This is a genomic window from Pseudomonas sp. MPC6 (genome assembly GCF_006094435.1).
In the GTDB taxonomy this organism is placed as follows: Bacteria; Pseudomonadota; Gammaproteobacteria; order Pseudomonadales; family Pseudomonadaceae; genus Aquipseudomonas.
On record NZ_CP034783.1, the window covers coordinates 1,691,499 to 1,709,246 of the forward strand.

Here is a 17,748-nt window from a genome sequence, read left to right on the forward strand (position 1 = left end):
CTGAAAAGGTCATCGTACGCTGTGTTGGATTGCTGTAACGCATCATTACCGTGAACGTGCCCGAGGAGAAGACGTGGATTCCCGATTGAATGCTTTTCTTGAACGCGCCGATGCCGTGCTGGCCCGTATCGAACCGCTGCTGCCCACCCCCCGGCAAGCCATCGACTGGACGCACTGCCTGGCCGCACGCTGGCATCGCGAAGGGCGCAGCGGTTTTCTGTTGCCGCTGCAAGTCAGTCTCGACATGCGTTTGTCCGACTTGATCGGCGTCGATCGGCAAGTGGAACAGTTGGGGCGCAATACCCAACAGTTCCTCGACGGCATGCCGGCCAACCACGCCTTGCTCTGGGGCTCGCGCGGTACAGGCAAATCGTCCCTGGTGCGCGCCTTGCTGGCCGAACACGCCCAGGCGGGGTTGCGGCTGATCGAGATCGAACGCGATCACCTGGCGGACTTGCCACGCGTAGTCGAACAGATTGGCAAATTGCCCCAGCGCTTCGTGCTGTTCTGCGATGACCTGTCGTTCGAGTCGGGCGAAGGCGACTATCGCGTGCTCAAGAGCGTGCTCGACGGTTCTCTCGAACAGGCGCCGGATAACGTTTTACTCTACGCGACCTCCAATCGTCGGCACCTGGTTCCGGAAAAGGAAAGCGATAACGAAAACTGGAAAAGGGTCGACGGCGAACTCCATCCCAGCGAGGCGGTGGAAGACAAGATTGCCCTGTCGGACCGTTTTGGCCTGTGGCTGTCGTTCTATCCGTTTACCCAGGAACACTTCCTCAACGTCGTCGAGCACTGGATCGGTCAACTGGCCGACAAGGCCGGCCTCAAGTGGCAGCGTGATGCAGAACTGGACATCCTCGCCGTGCGCTGGGCGACGGGGCGGGGCAATCGCAACGGACGATGCGCCTATCAATTTGCCCGCTATTGGGTCGGGCTCAAGCTGTTGGAGCGCAAGGCATGATCGATTTGCAAAAGAGCGGCCAGGGCCTCGAAGGCTACGGCATGCTGTGGGCACAGCTGGAGTCATTGCTGGCGGATGAGCGGGATTTCATTGCCAACGCCGCGCAGTTTTCGGCATTCCTGTACAACCAGCTCGATGATTTGAACTGGGCCGGTTTTTACCTCAATCGCAATGAAGAGCTGGTACTGGGTCCGTTTCAAGGCCAGATCGCCTGCGTGCGAATTCCGTTCGGTCGCGGTGTGTGCGGGACTGCGGCGGCGACCTTGCACACCCAATTGGTCGAAGACGTGCACGCGTTCCCGGGGCATATCGCCTGCGACAGCGCGTCCAACAGCGAGCTGGTCGTGCCGCTGGTCAAAAACGGCCGATTGATCGGCGTATTGGACCTCGACAGCCCGAAGCTCGCGCGGTTTACCGCTGAAGATCAAGCCGGTATCGAACACCTGGCGGCGATTTTCCTGCGCCTGACTGACTGCTGATCATGCAGGGTTAAGCCTCTTTCATTTTGCTGTCGTCGTTTTGTCGAAGTTGCTGTTGCAGCGCCTGCTCCAATTCGAGCATGGCGCTCCCTACGGCTTCGCTGCATTCGGTGACGTTGGCGCGATGGAACACTTCATGGCAGGCGCTCTCCAGCGCCTCACAGCTGTCGATCAAGCGGGCGGCCTGGACAATGCGGGCCGCGCCCTTGATTTTGTGGGCCATATCGAGGAATGACTGCCGCTCCCCGGATGGGGTCAATGCCAGCAGCGCTTGTCGGTCCGACCGGTTGCTGTTGAACAGTTCGACCAACAGTCGCTGTTCCAGAACCGGGTTACCCCCCGTCAACTGGTGCAGCCCTTTCAGGCTGAAGGCCGGATCGCGCACGATGGGCTCGATACCGTCAACCCATTGGCTCAACGCTGACAGCGTCAGGGGTTTGAACAGGCAGTCGTCCATGCCGGCTTGTTTGCAGCGCTGTATTTCTTCCGGCTGTGCGTTGGCAGTGAACCCCAGAATGGTGCAGGGAGGGCGTGGCGTTTGTGGTTCCTGTCGGCGAATGGCGCGGGCCAATTCGTAGCCATTCATGATCGGCATGTTGCAATCGACAATCACCAGATCGAACGTCTGCGCTTGCCACGCCTCGAATCCTGCCTCGCCATCCGCTGCGACGCTGAATCGATGCCCCAGAAACTCAAGCTGCTGGCACATGAGCAAGCGATTGGCCGGGTGATCGTCCACCACCAGAACGTTCAGGGGCGACCTTGTGGCATGGATGGGCGCTTCAACAGCCTCGGGAAGCTGCTCGTATGGCAGCGTTGCCAGGCACAGCGAAACCTGGACCTGAGTGCCGATACCCGGCTGGCTGCTCAATTGCAGGCTGCCGCCCATCATCTCGCACAGACTGCGACTGATCACCAGGCCCAGCCCTGCGCCCCCCCTGCTTGACTGTTCACAATGATCGGCTTGAGCGAAAGGTTCGAATAACCGTTGCCGATCCTGTTCGCTGATGCCGATGCCACTGTCCTGAACGTGTAACAACATCCGGATGCGTTCCGGCTCGTCGGTGGGTTGCAGGACAACGCTGATCCTGACCTGGCCAAGCTCTGTGAACTTGATGGCGTTGCTGATCAGGTTGGACAACACCTGCTTGAAGCGCAACGGGTCCAATACGATATCGAGCCGCGGATTGTCGGGGTGAAATTCCAACAGCAGTTCAAGATTTTTCTGACGCGCCAGCCCTTCGAAAATCCGTATCACCGAGGTCACGATCTCACGCGGGTTGACGCGTTCCGGGCTCAGGCTCAGGCGGCCGGACTCGATCCGCGCGATATCGAGAATGTCTCCGATCAGCTCGAGCAAGTCTTTTGCCGAGTTGTACGCCACATCGATGGCCGGACGGTCCGGATGCTGGTCATCGATACGCTTGAGCGTCAGTTCGAGCATGCCGATGACCGCGTTCATCGGCGTGCGGATCTCATGGCTCATGGTCGCCAGGAACGTGCTTTTGGCCCGGTTGGCTTCATCGGCCCGTTCTTTCGCGCAGCGCAACTCATCGAACAGTTGCCGCCGCTCGCTGATGTCGATCCAGCCGCCAATGATGCCCCGCACTTCACCGCTGGAATCGCGGTAGGGGATAATCCAGTGGTAGATCGTCAGTCTGCGGCCTCCAATGTGCAGCGGCCGGTCGAGAATCAGCGGTATGCCCTCGGCCACGACGCGCTGGTAATCGGCTTGAAATTCGCGCGCTTCGAAGGCATTGCTCAGGGTGCCCTGCAGGACGCTTTTGCCGATGACCTCTTCACGTTTCACGCAGAAGGTTTCCAGGTAACTGTCGTTGCAGCTTTGCAACAGCCCTTGCCGATCGCGCACATAGATGGGATGCGGTGTGCCGTTGACCAGCGAGCGCATGAATTCGAATTGATCGTTCAACGCACGCTCGGCCGCCTGACGCTGTTTTATCTGGCGACGCATATAAGCGTTCCAGGCAACGGAAATCAGCAACAGCACGCCGGCGCCGATGACGATCTGAAAAAACAGGCGGTGATAGTTGCGCCAGGGATGTTGCGAGGTCGCCGAATAACCACGCCAGCGACTGTTGATGATGCCCAGTTCTTCCGGTGTGATGCTTTGCAGCGCCTTGTCGAGAATGGCGTTCAGCTCGCGGGCGTCCCGGCCGGTCGCCAGGGAAAATGCGGCCTGCCGGGTTCCGAGGGTGCTGCTGATGCGCAGGGTGTGTTCGAAAACCTGCGATGACAGGAAGTAGTTGGCAACCACCAGTGAGCTCACCGCACCCTGTGCCTTGCCTTCGGCCAGCATTTCCGCGGCGCTGAAGGTGTCCGGGGTTTCAATCAGCTTGATCTGCGGGAACTCGCGGCGCAAGTCATCCGCCATTGGATTGCCCTGAGCGATGGCCAGGCTTTGGTTCTGCAATTGGGCAAGGCTTGTCGGGCTACCGGCGGATTTGCGGGTCAGCAGAATGAAGGAGTTCTGCAGGTATGGCCGGGTGAAGCTCAGGCTCGCTTCACGTTGGGCGCTGGGGAGCAGGGCGGCGATCAGGTCGGCTTGCCCGGTGTTGACCTGCTCGACCATCTCGCCATCGCTGCGGCTGCGCCGAATATCGAAGCGCAAACCGGTGCGCAGCCTGATCAGTTCGAGCAGGTCTGCGGTAATGCCTCGAAAGTTGCCGTCGTTGTCGAAAAACGTCAGCGGCGCAAACGCTTCATTGACCACCACCCGCACGACCGGGTGTTGCGCCAGCCAGCGTTCTTCGTGGTCACTGAGCTGCAGTTTTTGATCGGTGAGCAGAATGTCGCTGCCAGCGCTCCAGCGCTTGGCAATGCTGTCTCGCTCGCCGGTGGGGACAGCCATCAGCATCGCATTGATAATCCCGAGCAGTTCGGGGTTGTTCCTGTTCACGGCAAAGCTGAAACCCTGGGCTTCGTGTCTGCCGAAATTGGCCATGCGGACGTTGTTCAGGTAGCCCTTGTTGATCATGTAGTGGGTTGAAATAGTATCGCCGAGGAAGACGTCAGCCTGGTCGAAAGCCACAGCATTGATCGCATTCTGGTAGGAAGGATAGGACGTGATGATCGCCTTGGGATAGACGGCCCTGACTTCCTCCAGTGGCAAATAGTGATACACCATGCTCAACCGCAGGCCGGCGAGACCGTCGCTCAGGGACCTGCTTTCGTCTTCCCGGGTCACCAGCACCGGTTGATCCACGGCGTAGGGTTCGGACAGCACGATGTCCAGGGCATTGTGAGCTTCGAACCCGTTGGCGGTGCCGAGCAGGTCGACCTCGCCGTTTTCGAGTGCCTCGATCGCCGCCCCTCGGGACTCGAAGCGCCGGACCTTGATGGGCAAACCGGTGGACGTGCCCAGGAGCCCGGCATAGTCGGCGGTGTAACCTTCATACTCGTGACCGCTGACGGTCAGATCGAAGGGTGGATAATCCGGGGCTGAAGTGCCGAGAATCAGTTCACCCTTGTTTTTGATCCATTGACGCTGGGATTGATCCAGCTGCACTTCCAGGTGTCCGGCCGATGAACGACTGAGCAGGGTGAGACTGTTGCTGGAGTTCTGTGCAGCGGGCACCGCGGTGCTCAGGCTCAAACCGGCGGCCATGAGTATCAGATAGTCCTTTATGCGGCTGAGCATTCTGCTTCTCACACTAACGCGTTACGTTTTGCCATCTCGATGAGTTCAACCAGGGATTCGGCCTTGAGTTTTTGCATGAGTCGTTTTTTATAGGTGCTGACCGTCTTGTTGCTCAGAAACATGCCTTTGGCAATTTCCTTGTTGCTGCGGCCTTGGGCGAAAAGTTGCAATACCATCAGTTCGCGATCATTGACTGCCTTGAACAACTCCAGATCGGCACAACGTGCGTCATCGCCACGAACAGGACTCAGGGCCTCGCTCGGATAATAGTTGTAACCTGAAAATACCGCTTTGATGGCACTGACCAGTTCACTGAGCTCTTCCTGTTTGCACACATATCCGCAGGCGCCGGATTTCATGCAGCGAGTACCGAAAAGTTTCGGGCATTGCGCTGTTAGTACCAGTGTTTTTATCGGCGTACACATTTGGTTGATGCGGGCGAGAACTTCCAGTCCGTCCAGTTTGGGAATGCTGATATCGAGAATGACCAGGTCAGGCATGCATTCGCGAATCATCTGCATGGCATCGACCCCATTATCCGATTCGCCGACGACATTGAAATCTGCATGTTCGAGCAACATTCGGAGGGCAAGGCGGATGACGGGGTGATCGTCGACGATAAAAACGGAGTTCATAATCAACTGCGGCACATGTGCAAACAGGCGCTCTAGAACAAGGCTCCTACAACAGGCCGCTCGACGATGTACCCCGACAGTTACCCGATAGGAGTAATCGAGATGCCCAGACTAAGAGCCCACGTCCGAGAAGTTGTGAAGACTGTCGATGTCTTGATGCCAGCAGAAGACGTAATGCAAGCGACAGGCATCGCCAGCCGCCTATCCCTGGACAAGTACGTCTCTATTGGTTGGTTTCCGGCACCCGTAGAAGTCGGACCACCGCGCCGCAACGGGACTTCGGGTAAATACGCCTGGCTCAAGAGTGAGGTGGACGCGTGGATTCTGGCGCGCGCCGCTGCACGTACGGCCAGTCCGCTGGCTGCTTTCGACGGTGCCAGTCAACCCGCTTGAATTCCCTACGGACAAAAGAAAGCCCCGATGAGTTGACGCTCGACCAGGGCTTAAGAGGTATTTCCGATGAGTAATTATAGCTCGACCGCGTCGGCGAGTCACCGACTGCCGCCGACCATTTTCGACCTCGTCGCTCAGCATCAGGCCGGTAAGGCGAAGGCACCGTCAATGCTGGCAACCCCTGTGCAGTCGATCACAGGCACGGTGACCACTTCGGCCGTGTCCTTCAGCGTGGACCCACAGCCCGCGGCCAACGAGCCCATAGAGTGGAATGCTGACATCTGGTTGGCCGACTTCAACGCTGCTCTGGACGCCAACGACAGCGCCCAGCAGGACGCACTTGCCGCGATCGCCAAAGCGGCCATGGAAGACGCACAGCAACGTGGCGACGTCGACCGTGCCCACTCGATCAGTACAGCAGCCGCCAAGGCGGGGAACGCCCGCAGGGCAGCCCAACAAGCAGCAGTCGAAGCCATGCAGGTCGCTGACCACGAAGCCGAATACGAGGTACAAGGGGAATTTGCGAATCTGCCCTCAGTGGCGTTCGGCGAAGGTGCAGCGGCTCGCACTGAAGCCCCCGCGACGACCGGTATGCCGCTTCAAAAGGCACACGAAGGTGGCACGCCGATCGTGCACATAAGTACCGCCATCGGGGCGTTATCCCTGCGCCTTGGCGCCGACGATTCGCCCGAGTTCGAGGCTGAGGTGCGCGCCTTCATCATGGAAGGTGCAGCTGAAGAGGCCAAGGAACTGTGCCATGCGAAACTCGGCAAAATCGTCAAGCTAACCGACCCATCGAACGCGCTGCTGGGCTTGATCGTCCGTGAATTCGCCTACCACGCAGGGGACAACGGCGCGTACCGCGTGACCTCTGCCAAACAGCTGCAACAGCCAGGGTTCAAAAATTACTGTCGCAAGCATTACGGCGACGTGTTCGGCACGGACGTGGACGGGAACATCGTCCGGGAATTCGCTGGCGAAGTATGGTGGCGCCAGATCGGCGATAGATATCGCGTCATCACCGATGATGTCATGGACCCGACAGCGAAGCCCGACGACCCCAACAGCGAGACGTTCAATCGTTATCATGTGCTGAAAGACACGATGGTCAGGCCCGACATGAGCGCCACCCGCGCCGACATAAAGACCCTCGACGAATACTTGCTGTATGTAGACGGCGGTGACGAGGTAACCCGCGAATACCAGCTGGACTATTGGGCGTACATGCTCCAGCACCCGGACGTGAACATCCCGGTGGCGTTGGTGTTCATATCGCCGGAGGAAGGCACCGGCAAATCGACTTTGTCCTACCTGCTCAAGTGGCAGTTTGGTCCCGACTTGGTATCGACTGCGGGCGGCGACGCCATCTATGGAGGTTTCCATGACCCCTTCGTGCACTACCGCATCACGCACATGGACGAAATGCCACAACCTGTGCACCACGGTGTGGATGGACTTGCGTTCCTGTATCGGCTGATATCTGAGAAATACACTTCCCTCAAGCGCATATGGAAGGGCGCGTCGAAGCAACGTACCCCGCACATCGTGATCACCACGAACAGACTCGACGCGCTGAAGGTCACCGACACGGCTCGCCGGTTCTGCTTTGCCGTGAATTTGGAGAAACCGAAGAGCGCGGACTACTACAACAGGCTCTACGCCTGGATCGGAGAAGACGCACCCGGCCCCGGAATGGCGAAGTTGGCCGGCTACTTGATGAAGCGTGACGTGTCCAAGTGGAACCCCTACGCACGTCCGCCGATGACAGATGCCAGGCGGTACATCCAGCAAGCATCGCTCAGCTCCGAAGCTGAGTTCATACAGCGGCTGATCGAGGGGCGCGACCCCGACTTGATTCCTGGCACTGGTTACGCCAATCCGTTCGCCAAGGATATGGGGCGCGTCACCAGCATATTGCTAGGCCTTAGCGGATACCCGCCAGCCATTACCAATGGACTGCGGTTCACTGACAAGTCCGTGGCCAAAGCGTTGCGCGAACTCGGGTACGAGCAAGTCAACAAGAAGGCCACCACCAGCAGCGACAAGGCGTGGTGCTGGCGCAAGTTCGACTACTGGGAAAGCAAAAAGCCCAGGCACTACAACGCCTACATCAAGGATGGCACTACCCCCGACGATTACCCGAAAACCGAGGCGTCCGACGATGAAGATTGACTGGATTGAATGGCTCGGCCGCGGCATGCAGCTCGCGCTCGTTGTGCTGGTGGTCGGCGGGATCTATGGGTGGGCACAGCAGCAAAGCGCCAAGCAGGACGCTATGTGCGACGTGGCGCTGTCGTACGTCGAAGTCCTCGAGTCGCAGAGGGGGGCGACCCGGCAAGAAATCCGTAGTGCGAAGAGAGTGGCAGACGACGCCTGCGCTGAACCTGAATACACCGACTACTGAAAAAGACAGAAGCTATCGGGTTAGACACGGGGTTGCTGGCCGCCTACTAGATATTTTGCCCTCAACCCCGGCACTGCTTAGTTGCAGCCGATTGACAAACTGCCGTCTGACTTCATCCAGACCCCGATCCGGTTACCTTCAAAATGACATCCGGTCATAACTATCCCCCCTATGTTCAGCTGATTACCTGACAAGTCTAGAAGACTTGGCATTGCGGATGCGTACTTAACAAAGTAACCATTAGGGGTATAAAGTTCAGCGGCAGTCTTTAGGGACGCAGCTTCTTCGCGTTGAATCTCAAAGAGAACCCGACCATTCAGCTTGCAGACTGTAACTTTGTCGTGATGCTCGAGTGTCACACCTGCCTTTTTCCCCTGTTCTGTTTCATGTAACCTTGAGCCGACGACCTTGGTAAGGTAAGTGCCATCTTCATGGTACACGGGAATTTGAGTAGTGAAGCCAGCCTGCTCTACGCGCACTACTTGAATCAATGGAGTGTCATCAAATTGCAAAATAGTAGGGGTGTTAACAAATAGATTTGTACCGAGTTCTACACTTGGCGCGGTTTTAAAAATGAGCTTATCCACAATTACTCCCTGTTCTCAGCTGCTTTCTGCAGTGGTTGGTGTGACGGCATTCGGCCATCATGAGCATCTAACCACAAACCGCGTAGCCTGAGAGCGTCTTTTTGTGCCCTTGTATTGCTGCTACGCTTTCGGCTTTCTCGAATGGAGTCGAAGCCATGCCTGCACCCGAATACTCTCTGCCTGACACTCTCGAACGCCTGTACAACAATCAGCTGGCGCTGGAAGCCGCGATCATGGAGCTGACGCTGCTGGTCGAGCAGCAAGGCCATGCCGAGGCCGGCAACAACGTCCGCGGTGCCCTGCACACGATCGGCGAGAACGAGGGGCACATCAAGCAAGGCCTGGCCAAGCTGGTGCTGCAGCATCGTGGCGGTGCCTGAATGGCCTATGGACAGGATGATGGCAAATAGGTAGCTTTTCTTTCATGTGCCGATTCACGCCACGGAAAATGGAATCCGTTTGATGAGCATGCAGTATTTGAAAACTCCTCTCGAAAGGGTGAGCTACCTACAAACTTTGTTGATCGCTCGCGCCACGGGCAATGGTGGGGATCCATTTGAGTATGTACAGCTTCGGCATGAGCTACTCAATGATGCATCGATATCTGAATTCCTACCCGTCTGGATAAAGTTGCACAGAGACCTCGCTTCTTTCTGGGGCTTCATCAAGCATAAATTCCCATCCTATGCGGAGCGCAGAAACTACATATCAGAGCAATTCACGCCGGTGCTCGACTTGCTAGAGTTCGGTGCAGCACCGCCCGCGCCATACAAGTCAATTGCTGCCGCCGCCTTGAGTCAAACCCCAAGCTGGCAGCAAGTAGCGCCGGCACCTCCAGCGGTAGCGAGAAACAAAAGAAATGTTTTTATCGTTCATGGCAGGGACAACGAATCCAAGCAGGAGGTAAGTCGCTTCATCGAGAGCGTCGGGCTCAAGGCGATCATCTTGCACGAGCAGGCGAGCGGTGGTCGGACGATCATCGAAAAAATCGAGCATTACTCAGGTGATGCTGACTTCGCACTGGTTCTGTACACACCCTGTGACCACGGGCGAGGCGCTCACGAACCGAACGTGAAACCGAAGAACAGAGCCAGACAGAACGTCGTCTTCGAGCACGGTTACCTGATGGGCAAGCTGGGGAGGGAGAACGTTTGCGCTCTGTCCAAGGGCGACATCGAGACACCCAACGACATCAGTGGGGTGGTCTACGTCGACTTTGATGCCTCAGGGGCATGGAAGCGGGAGGTCGTCAAAGAGCTTAGGGAGTGCGGTTACGTAGTGAACTGGTAGCGTCCAGCGAAACAAAGGCCACTCTCGCGGGTGGCCTTGTCGTCTGTGCCGCACATCGTCAATTGTCATGCGGTTGCTTCGGTGCCTTCTTCTGACTGGGCTGCACATCCTTCCCCGGCAGTTCCTGCTTCACCCTAGGGAAGTACGGTTCCTGACTCGGGATCGGCTTCTTGGTTTCGCCTTCGCGCTTGTCGATCATTTCACACCTCACTTTCAGTGCCGGGGTTGGCACACTCTGTCTGTGCTGGAAAACCCAGCTCTTGGCGTAACGCCCGCTCCACGTCTTCCATGGATAGCCTTTCCACCATCGTCTCAAAACCTGCACGGAAGCCACGAAGCATTGCCCGCTGTCGCCGCTTCACGGCCTCACTGGCGCGACGTGACTCGATGTCGCCCTGCACGTCTCGCAGCATCATTCGGATCAACTCACTTCTGCGCAGCATGATCCACCCCCGTCAGAACGCTGGCCCTTGCGAGCCACCGCCCTTCATTTCCTTCCAGAACTTGTCGAACTCGGCATCAGACATTTCACTGATCTGACTAGCGCTGATAGCGCCGCGCTCATCAGGCGCCCGCGCAGATCCGCTGAGGGTGGACAGACTGGTGTTCGGCTGCACACGCGGTGCAGATCGGTGGCCAAGAGCCTGCGCCTTCGCGTAAATCCTTTCGGCTGGGTTGGTCCCGCTCGCCAGACACTGACGAGCGAACTCATTCAGCGCACCGGTGCGGACCATTTGAAGTTGTTCCTCGGTCGCCTGCGGGTAGAGCTGACGTATCTGCGCGTCGGCGTTGCGCTGCACCAGCTCGACCGCTTGTTCGTAGTCCGGCACCGACGCAGCGAACTGCTTCTCCAGACTGTCAACAGCGAGGGCCACCTGCTGGTGCTGCACCGCAGCCTGCTGCTGTTGCGCAGGACCGTTCTGTAACTGCTCGAGCCGCTGCTCAAACTGCTTCTCCTTAGCTTTAAGCCAGCCGACCGGGTCTTCTTCGACATCGGGGATTTCCGCTTCGGCTGCTGCCTGTTGCGCCTGCTGCTGTGCGGCCTGCTGTTGCTGCATAAGCTGCTGGAGTTGAGCCTGTAACTGTGCAGTAGCCTGCTCGGCCTGCTGGCGTTTGGTGCGTTCCTCATGCAGCGCAGCGAGCGGCACCTTGCGCTTGCTTTGCTGGGCTTGCTCCTGCTCGACGTCGCGCTGCTCAGCTGCCTCGCGGGTGTCCTGCACATCGTTGCTTACAGGGATATCACGCTCAGCCAGCATGGTCTCCTGATCATGCAGATCCGCGGCGAGCGAGTCCGACATGTCGCCACTGCCATCGTCGTGCAGGCCGACGCTGTCCGTTAAAACCGCGGCCATACTCTCGCTCAGATCTTCATTAAGGTCGCTCATTTCGATGTTGCTCCTGTACGCGATGGGTTGCGTTCACGTTTGGCGCTGCCTTGTACTGGCACTGCCTTCGTCGGTTTGGTTGGGTTCGTTGCCGGTGCCAGGCCGTATCGAGCCGCAAGGTCAGTCGCACCGGCAGCGGTGGTCGCAGCGACAGCGTTGCTTTCCAGCACAGCGGCCAATTCCTTCTGCAATTTGGCGACCTGTGCCCGATGCGCAACCTCAGCCCGGTACTCATCGACCTCCGCCTCGGTCAGTGGGCGTCTCGAAATCTGGTCGCCACTAAGACCAAAGCACCGACCAATGCGCAGCTTTTGGCGTTCGCCGCGCTGGATCAACAGCAAGCCTGTCAGCAGCTGAAATTCCGCATCGCCCCCGGTGCGCGCATCACGTTCGGTTGGCACATCGTCCGAGGCAAGCAACGGCGCACAGTCGAACAACGGCTTGTCAAAGGTCACGGTGTAGCCGCCATCCCTGGCTTCGCGGATATGACCACGGGTGAAGTCTATGGAATTCAGCTTGGCTTCCAGGCGAAGCTGCTCCAAGTGTTGGGCGTCATACATTTCGGGCCACCTCAAGTTTCTGTTTCAGAATGTCGAGTTCGTGTTTGCGGACAGCACTGCGGGTTGGCCGGGTGACGGCACGTAACTTCTTGTTAGCGGCATGGAACGCAGCCCACGCAGCCGGCAGTTCGGTTTCGAGCATCCGCTCGATCTCCAGCAACTTATCGAGCGCTCCACGCGCTGTCGTGACAGCAGCGGCGGCGTCTACCGCCTGTTGGTTGTGAGTCATTTCTTCACTCCAGGGTGCCCCGTTGCCCGGAGCAGGTTGTCGATAGCGCGCCGGTTGCCGTTAGCCACAAGTGGGATGAGCGCAAGACGCACAGCGGTGCGAGCCTTCTTCAATTCGGCATCGAGAAAGTCGCGCTTTTCATCGTCACCCAACGCAGCCCAGCCCTTGGATTGCATGGCGCGCTGCACAGACTTGTGCATCAGCTTCCCGGTCAGCTCGTTGAACTCGCCCATCTGCTCGTCGGTGAGGTCGTAACGCTTACCTTTGACGGTGAAGTGGGGTTGTGGCTTACCTGGCGCCCAACCAATGCGAGCTGCTTCAATACGGACTGGGTCGGTCGTCTCTTTCGACTGTGCGATCGGCGACGCAATGGAAAGCGGACCGCCTGGGTAAGTGCGGTTTGGGACGGGCTCGCCGAAGTGGTCAAGCTTGGCCGGCAGATCCTGGCGCAGACCTGGCGTCCGGTAACGGATCTGGTCCAGCACAGAGTTGGTTTCCCGGGCGTACGGGTCGTTTTCGCTGGCGATGTTGCTGGCCAGGGTGACGGGCTGCGCGAGTGTCCCGGCCATTTGCCGCACATACCAGCCGGCGTTTCGCTGAGGGTCTTGCAGGAATTCGACCAGATTAGAAACGCCCTGCATGTAGGTCTTGTTGACCGTGTTGTTTACCAGCGAGGACAGCGCGGTAGTCGCAAGGTCGCCGGCATCCTTGTGCTGGTAGTCCATCGTGGCTAAGTCGCTCGCCAGACCCAGCCACTGGCTGAACGGATCGAGGCGTGAATATTCGTGGTAGGTGTCGCCAACCTTGATGCTGTACGGGCGCCAGCCGGTCGCCATGAGCGCGGCTTTTTCTTCCTTGTCTTCTGGTCCGGCACCGGTGATGTAACCCGCTTGGGCTAGCGCACCGGCGCCGATCATGACACTGGTGCCCCACAGCATTCGGGCGATGGCACGTTCCTGCTTGGCGCCACCGGCCATGATGTCGGCGCGCACCGAGGGCATGAGGCCCGCAAGCGGTGTGCGTTTGAAGCCGTACTTGACGATGTTCACGGGCGTGCGAATGAACGGGACGATCAGGTTTAACCAAGGCATCTTGGTCTTGGCACGCATGATCGCCTGAGTGAAGTCACCCGCCTGAGTGTTGAACGTCGCTGTCCGTGCGTGTTCGCCGGCAGCTTCGATCATCTTAGACGTGGGGTTCTGCACAATGGCGTCGATGCGTTGGCTGAGCTTCATGCCTGGCGGCAGTGTGCCAAGTTTCTTTTCAGCGACGGCCTGTTGTCGGGCAATCGTGCGCATTTCCGCGGCATAGTTGAGGCTGGCGAACCAAGCATCTTCGGCGCCGAGTGCGCGATACGGAAGGGAAGCGATTCGATCTGCGGCCCATGCTGCCGTGGGCAGTGCGCCAGGCGGACGCGGGTTGTTCATGTCGGGGGTGCCAGTCTCCTGCTTGCCGCCGCCCAGCATAGGAGAGTCACCCGTCACGAAAGCATCGGTGGCAGCACGACCCGCCTGCATGGTGTTCTTCGCCATACCCACCAGCATGTCCACTGGCTCCGCGAACACCGTCTGGCCAGAGCCTGGCTTGAAGATGTTCTTCACACCTGAAACGCCAGCGGCAACGCCGCGCTCGATGATCTCGTTGCCAAGGGTCATGCTATTTGATAGCACATTGACAGCATGGGTCCGAACGCCACTGAGCAGCGCAGCGCGGTAGTAGTAACCCAGCAGCCGGGACATTTTGCCTTCAGGCTGGCGGATAAGTTTCGCCGCGTTCGACAGGCCACCACTCTGCATGGCCTTGCCCAGCGCTTTGGCGGCATTATCTGCACCACCGGCACCGTTGACCGCTTCAAGCACAGCCTGAGCCTGGGCGTAGTCCATCGCCTGGCGCTTGTAGGCCGACAATGCGCGGCCCGCTTCGGCCCTGGCGCCAGCGAGGTCGGCAAAGGTACTGCGCAACTGGCCCAACGACTGGATAAAACTGGCCCGGTCGATGTCACTGGCTTGGCCGGTGGCAATGCGTTGCTGTAAGGACAGCACGTCTTTCAGGTGGTCTTGTACATTCGTGACGGCAGCCACCGTCTGTTCAGCGTTCAGCGCTTCGCCGATCTTGCGGTTGAAGACCCGCGCATCAGTACCCTGAAGACCTATCAACTGCGCCAGCCGATCACGTTCGGCATTGGATTGCACCCCGCGTCGGGCATCCTGCACATTGAGTTCGACCGGCTCCAACAACTTGAGCGTGGTGTTGCGCTGCTCGCCCTGTACGCCAAGTCGGTCAAGTAATGGGTTGATGTCCTGGCTACCGGCAAACGGTGTTGCCGCAGGTACGGCAGGCGCCTGCTGCGGTTGCGTAGCGGCCATGACCTGCGCGTGTAAGCCCTGTGGTGCGATTGGAGCGGGGATCGCGGCTGGGCCTGGTGTTGGCATGGCCGCAGGGGTGGGTTGCGGCATGCCTTGCTGCTGTTGCGCTGGCATGGCCATCGGCACGACTGGACGACGCAGCGAAGCGCCAGCACCCATTGCACCGCCGACGACGCCACCAAGGACCATCTGCTTGTCCACGCCTTCCAGTGCTGGTCGGTCGGTGGCCAGGTTGGTCAGGACTTGTTGCTGTCCAGACTGGGAAAGTTCTTCAAGGGACTCGATGCCCGTGCCTACCAGTGCGCGGTTAACCATTCCCTTGGCCACGTCAGCACCGTTGGCGCCGGCCATCTGTGCATCGATATCCGCCACACCCAACTTGCGGCCGATACGCGCGCCCGCCACGCCAAGCAGGCCGGTCAGACCGCCTGACAGCAGAGCAAGGCCGGTTTGACTTGGCGTCAATGTACCGGTGGCCTGGCGGGTTTGTTCGGCTTGCTGGCCGGCACCGATAAGACCTTCACCAGCGCCCGCGCCCACTAGACCAGCGCGGCCGGCACCGACGCCTGCGGCTTTTAATCCGGTTGCAATACCGCGTCCTGCCAGCCCGCCACCCACCATGGACGGCACACTTTCAACGGCCATGTGACCGACCAGACTGGGGTTGTCGCGCAAGACTTGAAGAGTGCCACCGACACCTTGCGCCTGATCCATCTGCTGGCGAGCGGCTTGTTGCTCAGGCGAATCCTGCGCGTTGATATGCTGGCGGATACCGCTCGAATCGTAGCCCAGCGCCTGTGGAATCCTGCCGCCCGATAACAGGCCAGCGATCCCCATCAAGGAGTCGCCCGTATTCACGCCGCCACGGGCCAGGTCACGGCCAATCGCGCCGACGAAGCTGTTATCAATGGCGTGCTCAATGCGATCCACAACACCCGGCTGGTGGTCTGCACCGTCGTCCAAGTCATCTCCGAATGCCGACAGCGCTTTTGCTGCAGGCGCGGCGGCTGGCACAGGTTGACTCGGCGGTTCGAGCGCATCACCAAAGGCAGACAGCTCGTCACCGAAAGCGGACAAGGCCATGTCACGCACCCCGCTTCACAGCGACTTTGCCGCTGGCAGGATCGATGTACGCAGCGCCGGCAGGTAATGCGTCATAGTCGGCCTTGGTTTTAGGCGTGGCCGGACTCTTGGCACTGGTTTGTGCTGGCGGACGTGCCATCGGATTGCTGCCGGAACCATGCATCAGGAGTTCGGCACCCTGCACCGGTTGCTTGGTGAAGGTAGCTGCGTTCGCCCCTGGAAGTCCTGGCACAGCAGGGCCGGCACCGGCATTGTCGTCGGGCGTGACCTCGTTCAACAGATCCTGCATCGGATCGGCCTTACCTGGCGCGTACTGGCGGTACGGCTTGCCGTAGGGCTTATAGGCGTTGGTGGCCGGATCGAAGATGTGCTTCTGCAACATGCCGTTTTCGAGCGGTTCCTCAAGCACCTGACGCGGGGTCGGTACTTTCGGTCCGGGTGGTTGACCACCACCGCCGCCACCGGCAGCAAGGCGGGCCTGCTGTTGGGCGAACTGGCTGGATTGCTGTTGCAGCTGAGCAGCACGGTGGGCCTGCAGGGCATCGCCGCTGTTCGCTTTGAGGATCATTTCAGGATCGATGCCCATCGCCGCCAGCTGTTTCGCCATCGGGCCTAACTGTGCCTGCAGGTTTGGGTCGGCGAATGCCTGTTGCTGGCGTTGCTGCTGTTCGGCCTTGGCCCTGGCTTGCTGCATCAGGAATGCGCGCTGTTCCTCGGCCTGCTGGATCTGCGCCTGACGGTACTGCTGCAGCAGCTGCTGATTTTGCTGCTGTTGCATACCGGCAAAGGCCTGGCCCATACGAGCACCGCCGTTGGGATTGCCAGCCTGCGGGCCAGAGTTGGCAAGCAGCTGTGTACCAAGCTGGCCGAGCGGCGTATTCAGCCCACCGATACCTTGGTTGAGCATTTCCATGATGGTCGCCATATAACTATCCCCCAATCGGGCAGCGCCCGAGGTCACTAATGCACAGTTGGTTTACCATCGGCCTTTTCAGCCGTAAGCCCGGCCATGACCTCGTCATAGAGCGACATGCGCGAGGCAATGGCGCGTTCACTGGCGCTGAGTACGGGCCGGATGGTTACGGCGCGTTCACTGGCAGCGATCAACGCGGTGAGGGTTGCGTCGCTCAAGGCCGACAGGCCCGCGTTGTCTGCCAAAGGCGATACGCCGTCCGGGTACTGGGCGAACATTTCAGTCAGGGTCATGGCTGCATACCTTCTGGAGTGGTGTTGCGAGGTTGGCGTTTGGCACTGCGACGAGTGCGCAACGCGGCCTGGTCGGCGGCGAGAGCGGCGCGGACTTTGGCGTCCAGCTCTGGCGACAGCTTCCCGTGGTCGCGGGGCAGCACACGCAGTTCACCGTCAATTTCGAAAAGGGTGTGGTCGTCGTAGAAGCGAGACATCTTCGATCCCCTCTTGCGGTAGACGGCAGGCGCAAGGCTCAACCGAAGCCGCGCCTCTATATCGCTGAGGAATCCGGTGCGGTTCAGGATGAATTCTGCGAGCTGGTCCAGCGGGTAGCACAGCTGCGGGCGACCCTGGTTGCCGTTGTGGATCGGCAGCGTCGGGGGGAGTTCTGAACGGTGCTCACTGAAGAACGTCCGGTCGAGTCCGGCCAGATCGGCCAATTGCGACAGGGTGACGACTTCGGTCTGTGATGGCACTTGCGGCATGTCCATTTCACCTACCCCCCCGGTCGGTGATTTTCTGGTATG

19 protein-coding genes are annotated in these 17,748 nt (G+C 59.2%); 7 read left to right on the forward strand and 12 right to left on the reverse strand.

The window, feature by feature from the left end:
* Positions 1-73 precede the first annotated feature (73 nt).
* A complete protein-coding gene (locus ELQ88_RS09955) occupies positions 74-964 on the forward strand; it encodes an ATP-binding protein (RefSeq protein WP_128871578.1) in 891 nt (296 codons plus the stop codon).
* On the forward strand, positions 961-1,443 hold the full coding sequence (locus ELQ88_RS09960; protein WP_138964825.1) for a GAF domain-containing protein: 483 nt from the start codon (positions 961-963) through the stop codon (positions 1,441-1,443). The genes ELQ88_RS09955 and ELQ88_RS09960 overlap by 4 nt, the downstream gene beginning before the upstream one ends.
* Positions 1,444-1,453: 10 nt before the next feature.
* Here ELQ88_RS09960 and ELQ88_RS09965 read toward each other — a convergent pair whose 3' ends face one another.
* Both ELQ88_RS09965 and ELQ88_RS09970 read right to left on the reverse strand, forming a co-directional pair.
* Positions 1,454-5,101: a transporter substrate-binding domain-containing protein gene (locus ELQ88_RS09965; protein WP_138964827.1), complete on the reverse strand. Its 3,648-nt coding sequence runs from the start codon at positions 5,099-5,101 to the stop codon at positions 1,454-1,456.
* Between the two features lie 8 nt (positions 5,102-5,109).
* Complete coding sequence (locus ELQ88_RS09970) at positions 5,110-5,736, reverse strand: response regulator transcription factor (protein ID WP_128871575.1); 627 nt, start codon at positions 5,734-5,736, stop codon at positions 5,110-5,112.
* Between the two features lie 174 nt (positions 5,737-5,910).
* On the opposite strand from ELQ88_RS09970, the gene ELQ88_RS09975 reads away from it, so the two are divergent.
* The 3 genes from ELQ88_RS09975 to ELQ88_RS09985 all read left to right on the forward strand — a co-directional run bounded on the left by ELQ88_RS09975 (position 5,911) and on the right by ELQ88_RS09985 (position 8,533).
* Positions 5,911-6,129, forward strand: a complete 219-nt coding sequence (locus ELQ88_RS09975) for an AlpA family transcriptional regulator (protein WP_228761592.1) — start codon at positions 5,911-5,913, stop codon at positions 6,127-6,129.
* A gap of 66 nt (positions 6,130-6,195) precedes the next feature.
* Positions 6,196-8,301 (forward strand): primase-helicase family protein, encoded by a 2,106-nt coding sequence (locus tag ELQ88_RS09980; RefSeq protein WP_138964829.1) that lies wholly within the window; start codon positions 6,196-6,198, stop codon positions 8,299-8,301.
* Entirely contained in the window at positions 8,291-8,533 is a 243-nt protein-coding gene (locus tag ELQ88_RS09985) for a hypothetical protein (RefSeq protein WP_138964831.1), read from the forward strand. Before ELQ88_RS09980 ends, ELQ88_RS09985 begins: the two co-directional genes overlap by 11 nt.
* A gap of 77 nt (positions 8,534-8,610) precedes the next feature.
* Here ELQ88_RS09985 and ELQ88_RS09990 read toward each other — a convergent pair whose 3' ends face one another.
* Positions 8,611-9,120, reverse strand: a complete 510-nt coding sequence (locus tag ELQ88_RS09990; RefSeq protein WP_138964833.1) for a hypothetical protein — start codon at positions 9,118-9,120, stop codon at positions 8,611-8,613.
* A gap of 155 nt (positions 9,121-9,275) precedes the next feature.
* Here ELQ88_RS09990 and ELQ88_RS09995 point away from each other — a divergent pair, with 155 nt between their 5' ends.
* Both ELQ88_RS09995 and ELQ88_RS10000 read left to right on the forward strand, forming a co-directional pair.
* Positions 9,276-9,500 (forward strand): hypothetical protein, encoded by a 225-nt coding sequence (locus ELQ88_RS09995; protein WP_138964836.1) that lies wholly within the window; start codon positions 9,276-9,278, stop codon positions 9,498-9,500.
* Between the two features lie 82 nt (positions 9,501-9,582).
* A complete protein-coding gene (locus tag ELQ88_RS10000; RefSeq protein WP_138964838.1) occupies positions 9,583-10,410 on the forward strand; it encodes a nucleotide-binding protein in 828 nt (275 codons plus the stop codon).
* A 58-nt stretch (positions 10,411-10,468) separates the two neighbouring features.
* Here ELQ88_RS10000 and ELQ88_RS34085 read toward each other — a convergent pair whose 3' ends face one another.
* From ELQ88_RS34085 to ELQ88_RS10040, 9 genes are read right to left on the reverse strand one after another with little or no spacing between them, the layout of a single operon-like run.
* On the reverse strand, positions 10,469-10,609 hold the full coding sequence (locus ELQ88_RS34085) for a hypothetical protein (protein ID WP_161599953.1): 141 nt from the start codon (positions 10,607-10,609) through the stop codon (positions 10,469-10,471).
* Between the two features lies 1 nt (position 10,610).
* Positions 10,611-10,853, reverse strand: a complete 243-nt coding sequence (locus tag ELQ88_RS10005; protein WP_138964840.1) for a hypothetical protein — start codon at positions 10,851-10,853, stop codon at positions 10,611-10,613.
* Between the two features lie 12 nt (positions 10,854-10,865).
* On the reverse strand, positions 10,866-11,795 hold the full coding sequence (locus ELQ88_RS10010; protein WP_138964842.1) for a hypothetical protein: 930 nt from the start codon (positions 11,793-11,795) through the stop codon (positions 10,866-10,868).
* Complete coding sequence (locus ELQ88_RS10015) at positions 11,792-12,355, reverse strand: hypothetical protein (protein ID WP_138964845.1); 564 nt, start codon at positions 12,353-12,355, stop codon at positions 11,792-11,794. Before ELQ88_RS10015 ends, ELQ88_RS10010 begins: the two co-directional genes overlap by 4 nt.
* Entirely contained in the window at positions 12,348-12,584 is a 237-nt protein-coding gene (locus tag ELQ88_RS10020; RefSeq protein ID WP_138964847.1) for a hypothetical protein, read from the reverse strand. The genes ELQ88_RS10015 and ELQ88_RS10020 overlap by 8 nt, the downstream gene beginning before the upstream one ends.
* A complete protein-coding gene (locus ELQ88_RS10025) occupies positions 12,581-16,033 on the reverse strand; it encodes a hypothetical protein (protein ID WP_138964849.1) in 3,453 nt (1,150 codons plus the stop codon). Before ELQ88_RS10025 ends, ELQ88_RS10020 begins: the two co-directional genes overlap by 4 nt.
* 1 nt (position 16,034) lies before the next feature.
* Positions 16,035-16,958, reverse strand: a complete 924-nt coding sequence (locus ELQ88_RS10030) for a hypothetical protein (protein ID WP_138964851.1) — start codon at positions 16,956-16,958, stop codon at positions 16,035-16,037.
* A 35-nt stretch (positions 16,959-16,993) separates the two neighbouring features.
* A complete protein-coding gene (locus ELQ88_RS10035) occupies positions 16,994-17,239 on the reverse strand; it encodes a hypothetical protein (RefSeq protein WP_138964853.1) in 246 nt (81 codons plus the stop codon).
* Positions 17,236-17,712: a hypothetical protein gene (locus ELQ88_RS10040; protein WP_138964855.1), complete on the reverse strand. Its 477-nt coding sequence runs from the start codon at positions 17,710-17,712 to the stop codon at positions 17,236-17,238. The genes ELQ88_RS10035 and ELQ88_RS10040 overlap by 4 nt, the downstream gene beginning before the upstream one ends.
* Between the last annotated feature and the right edge of the window lie 36 nt (positions 17,713-17,748).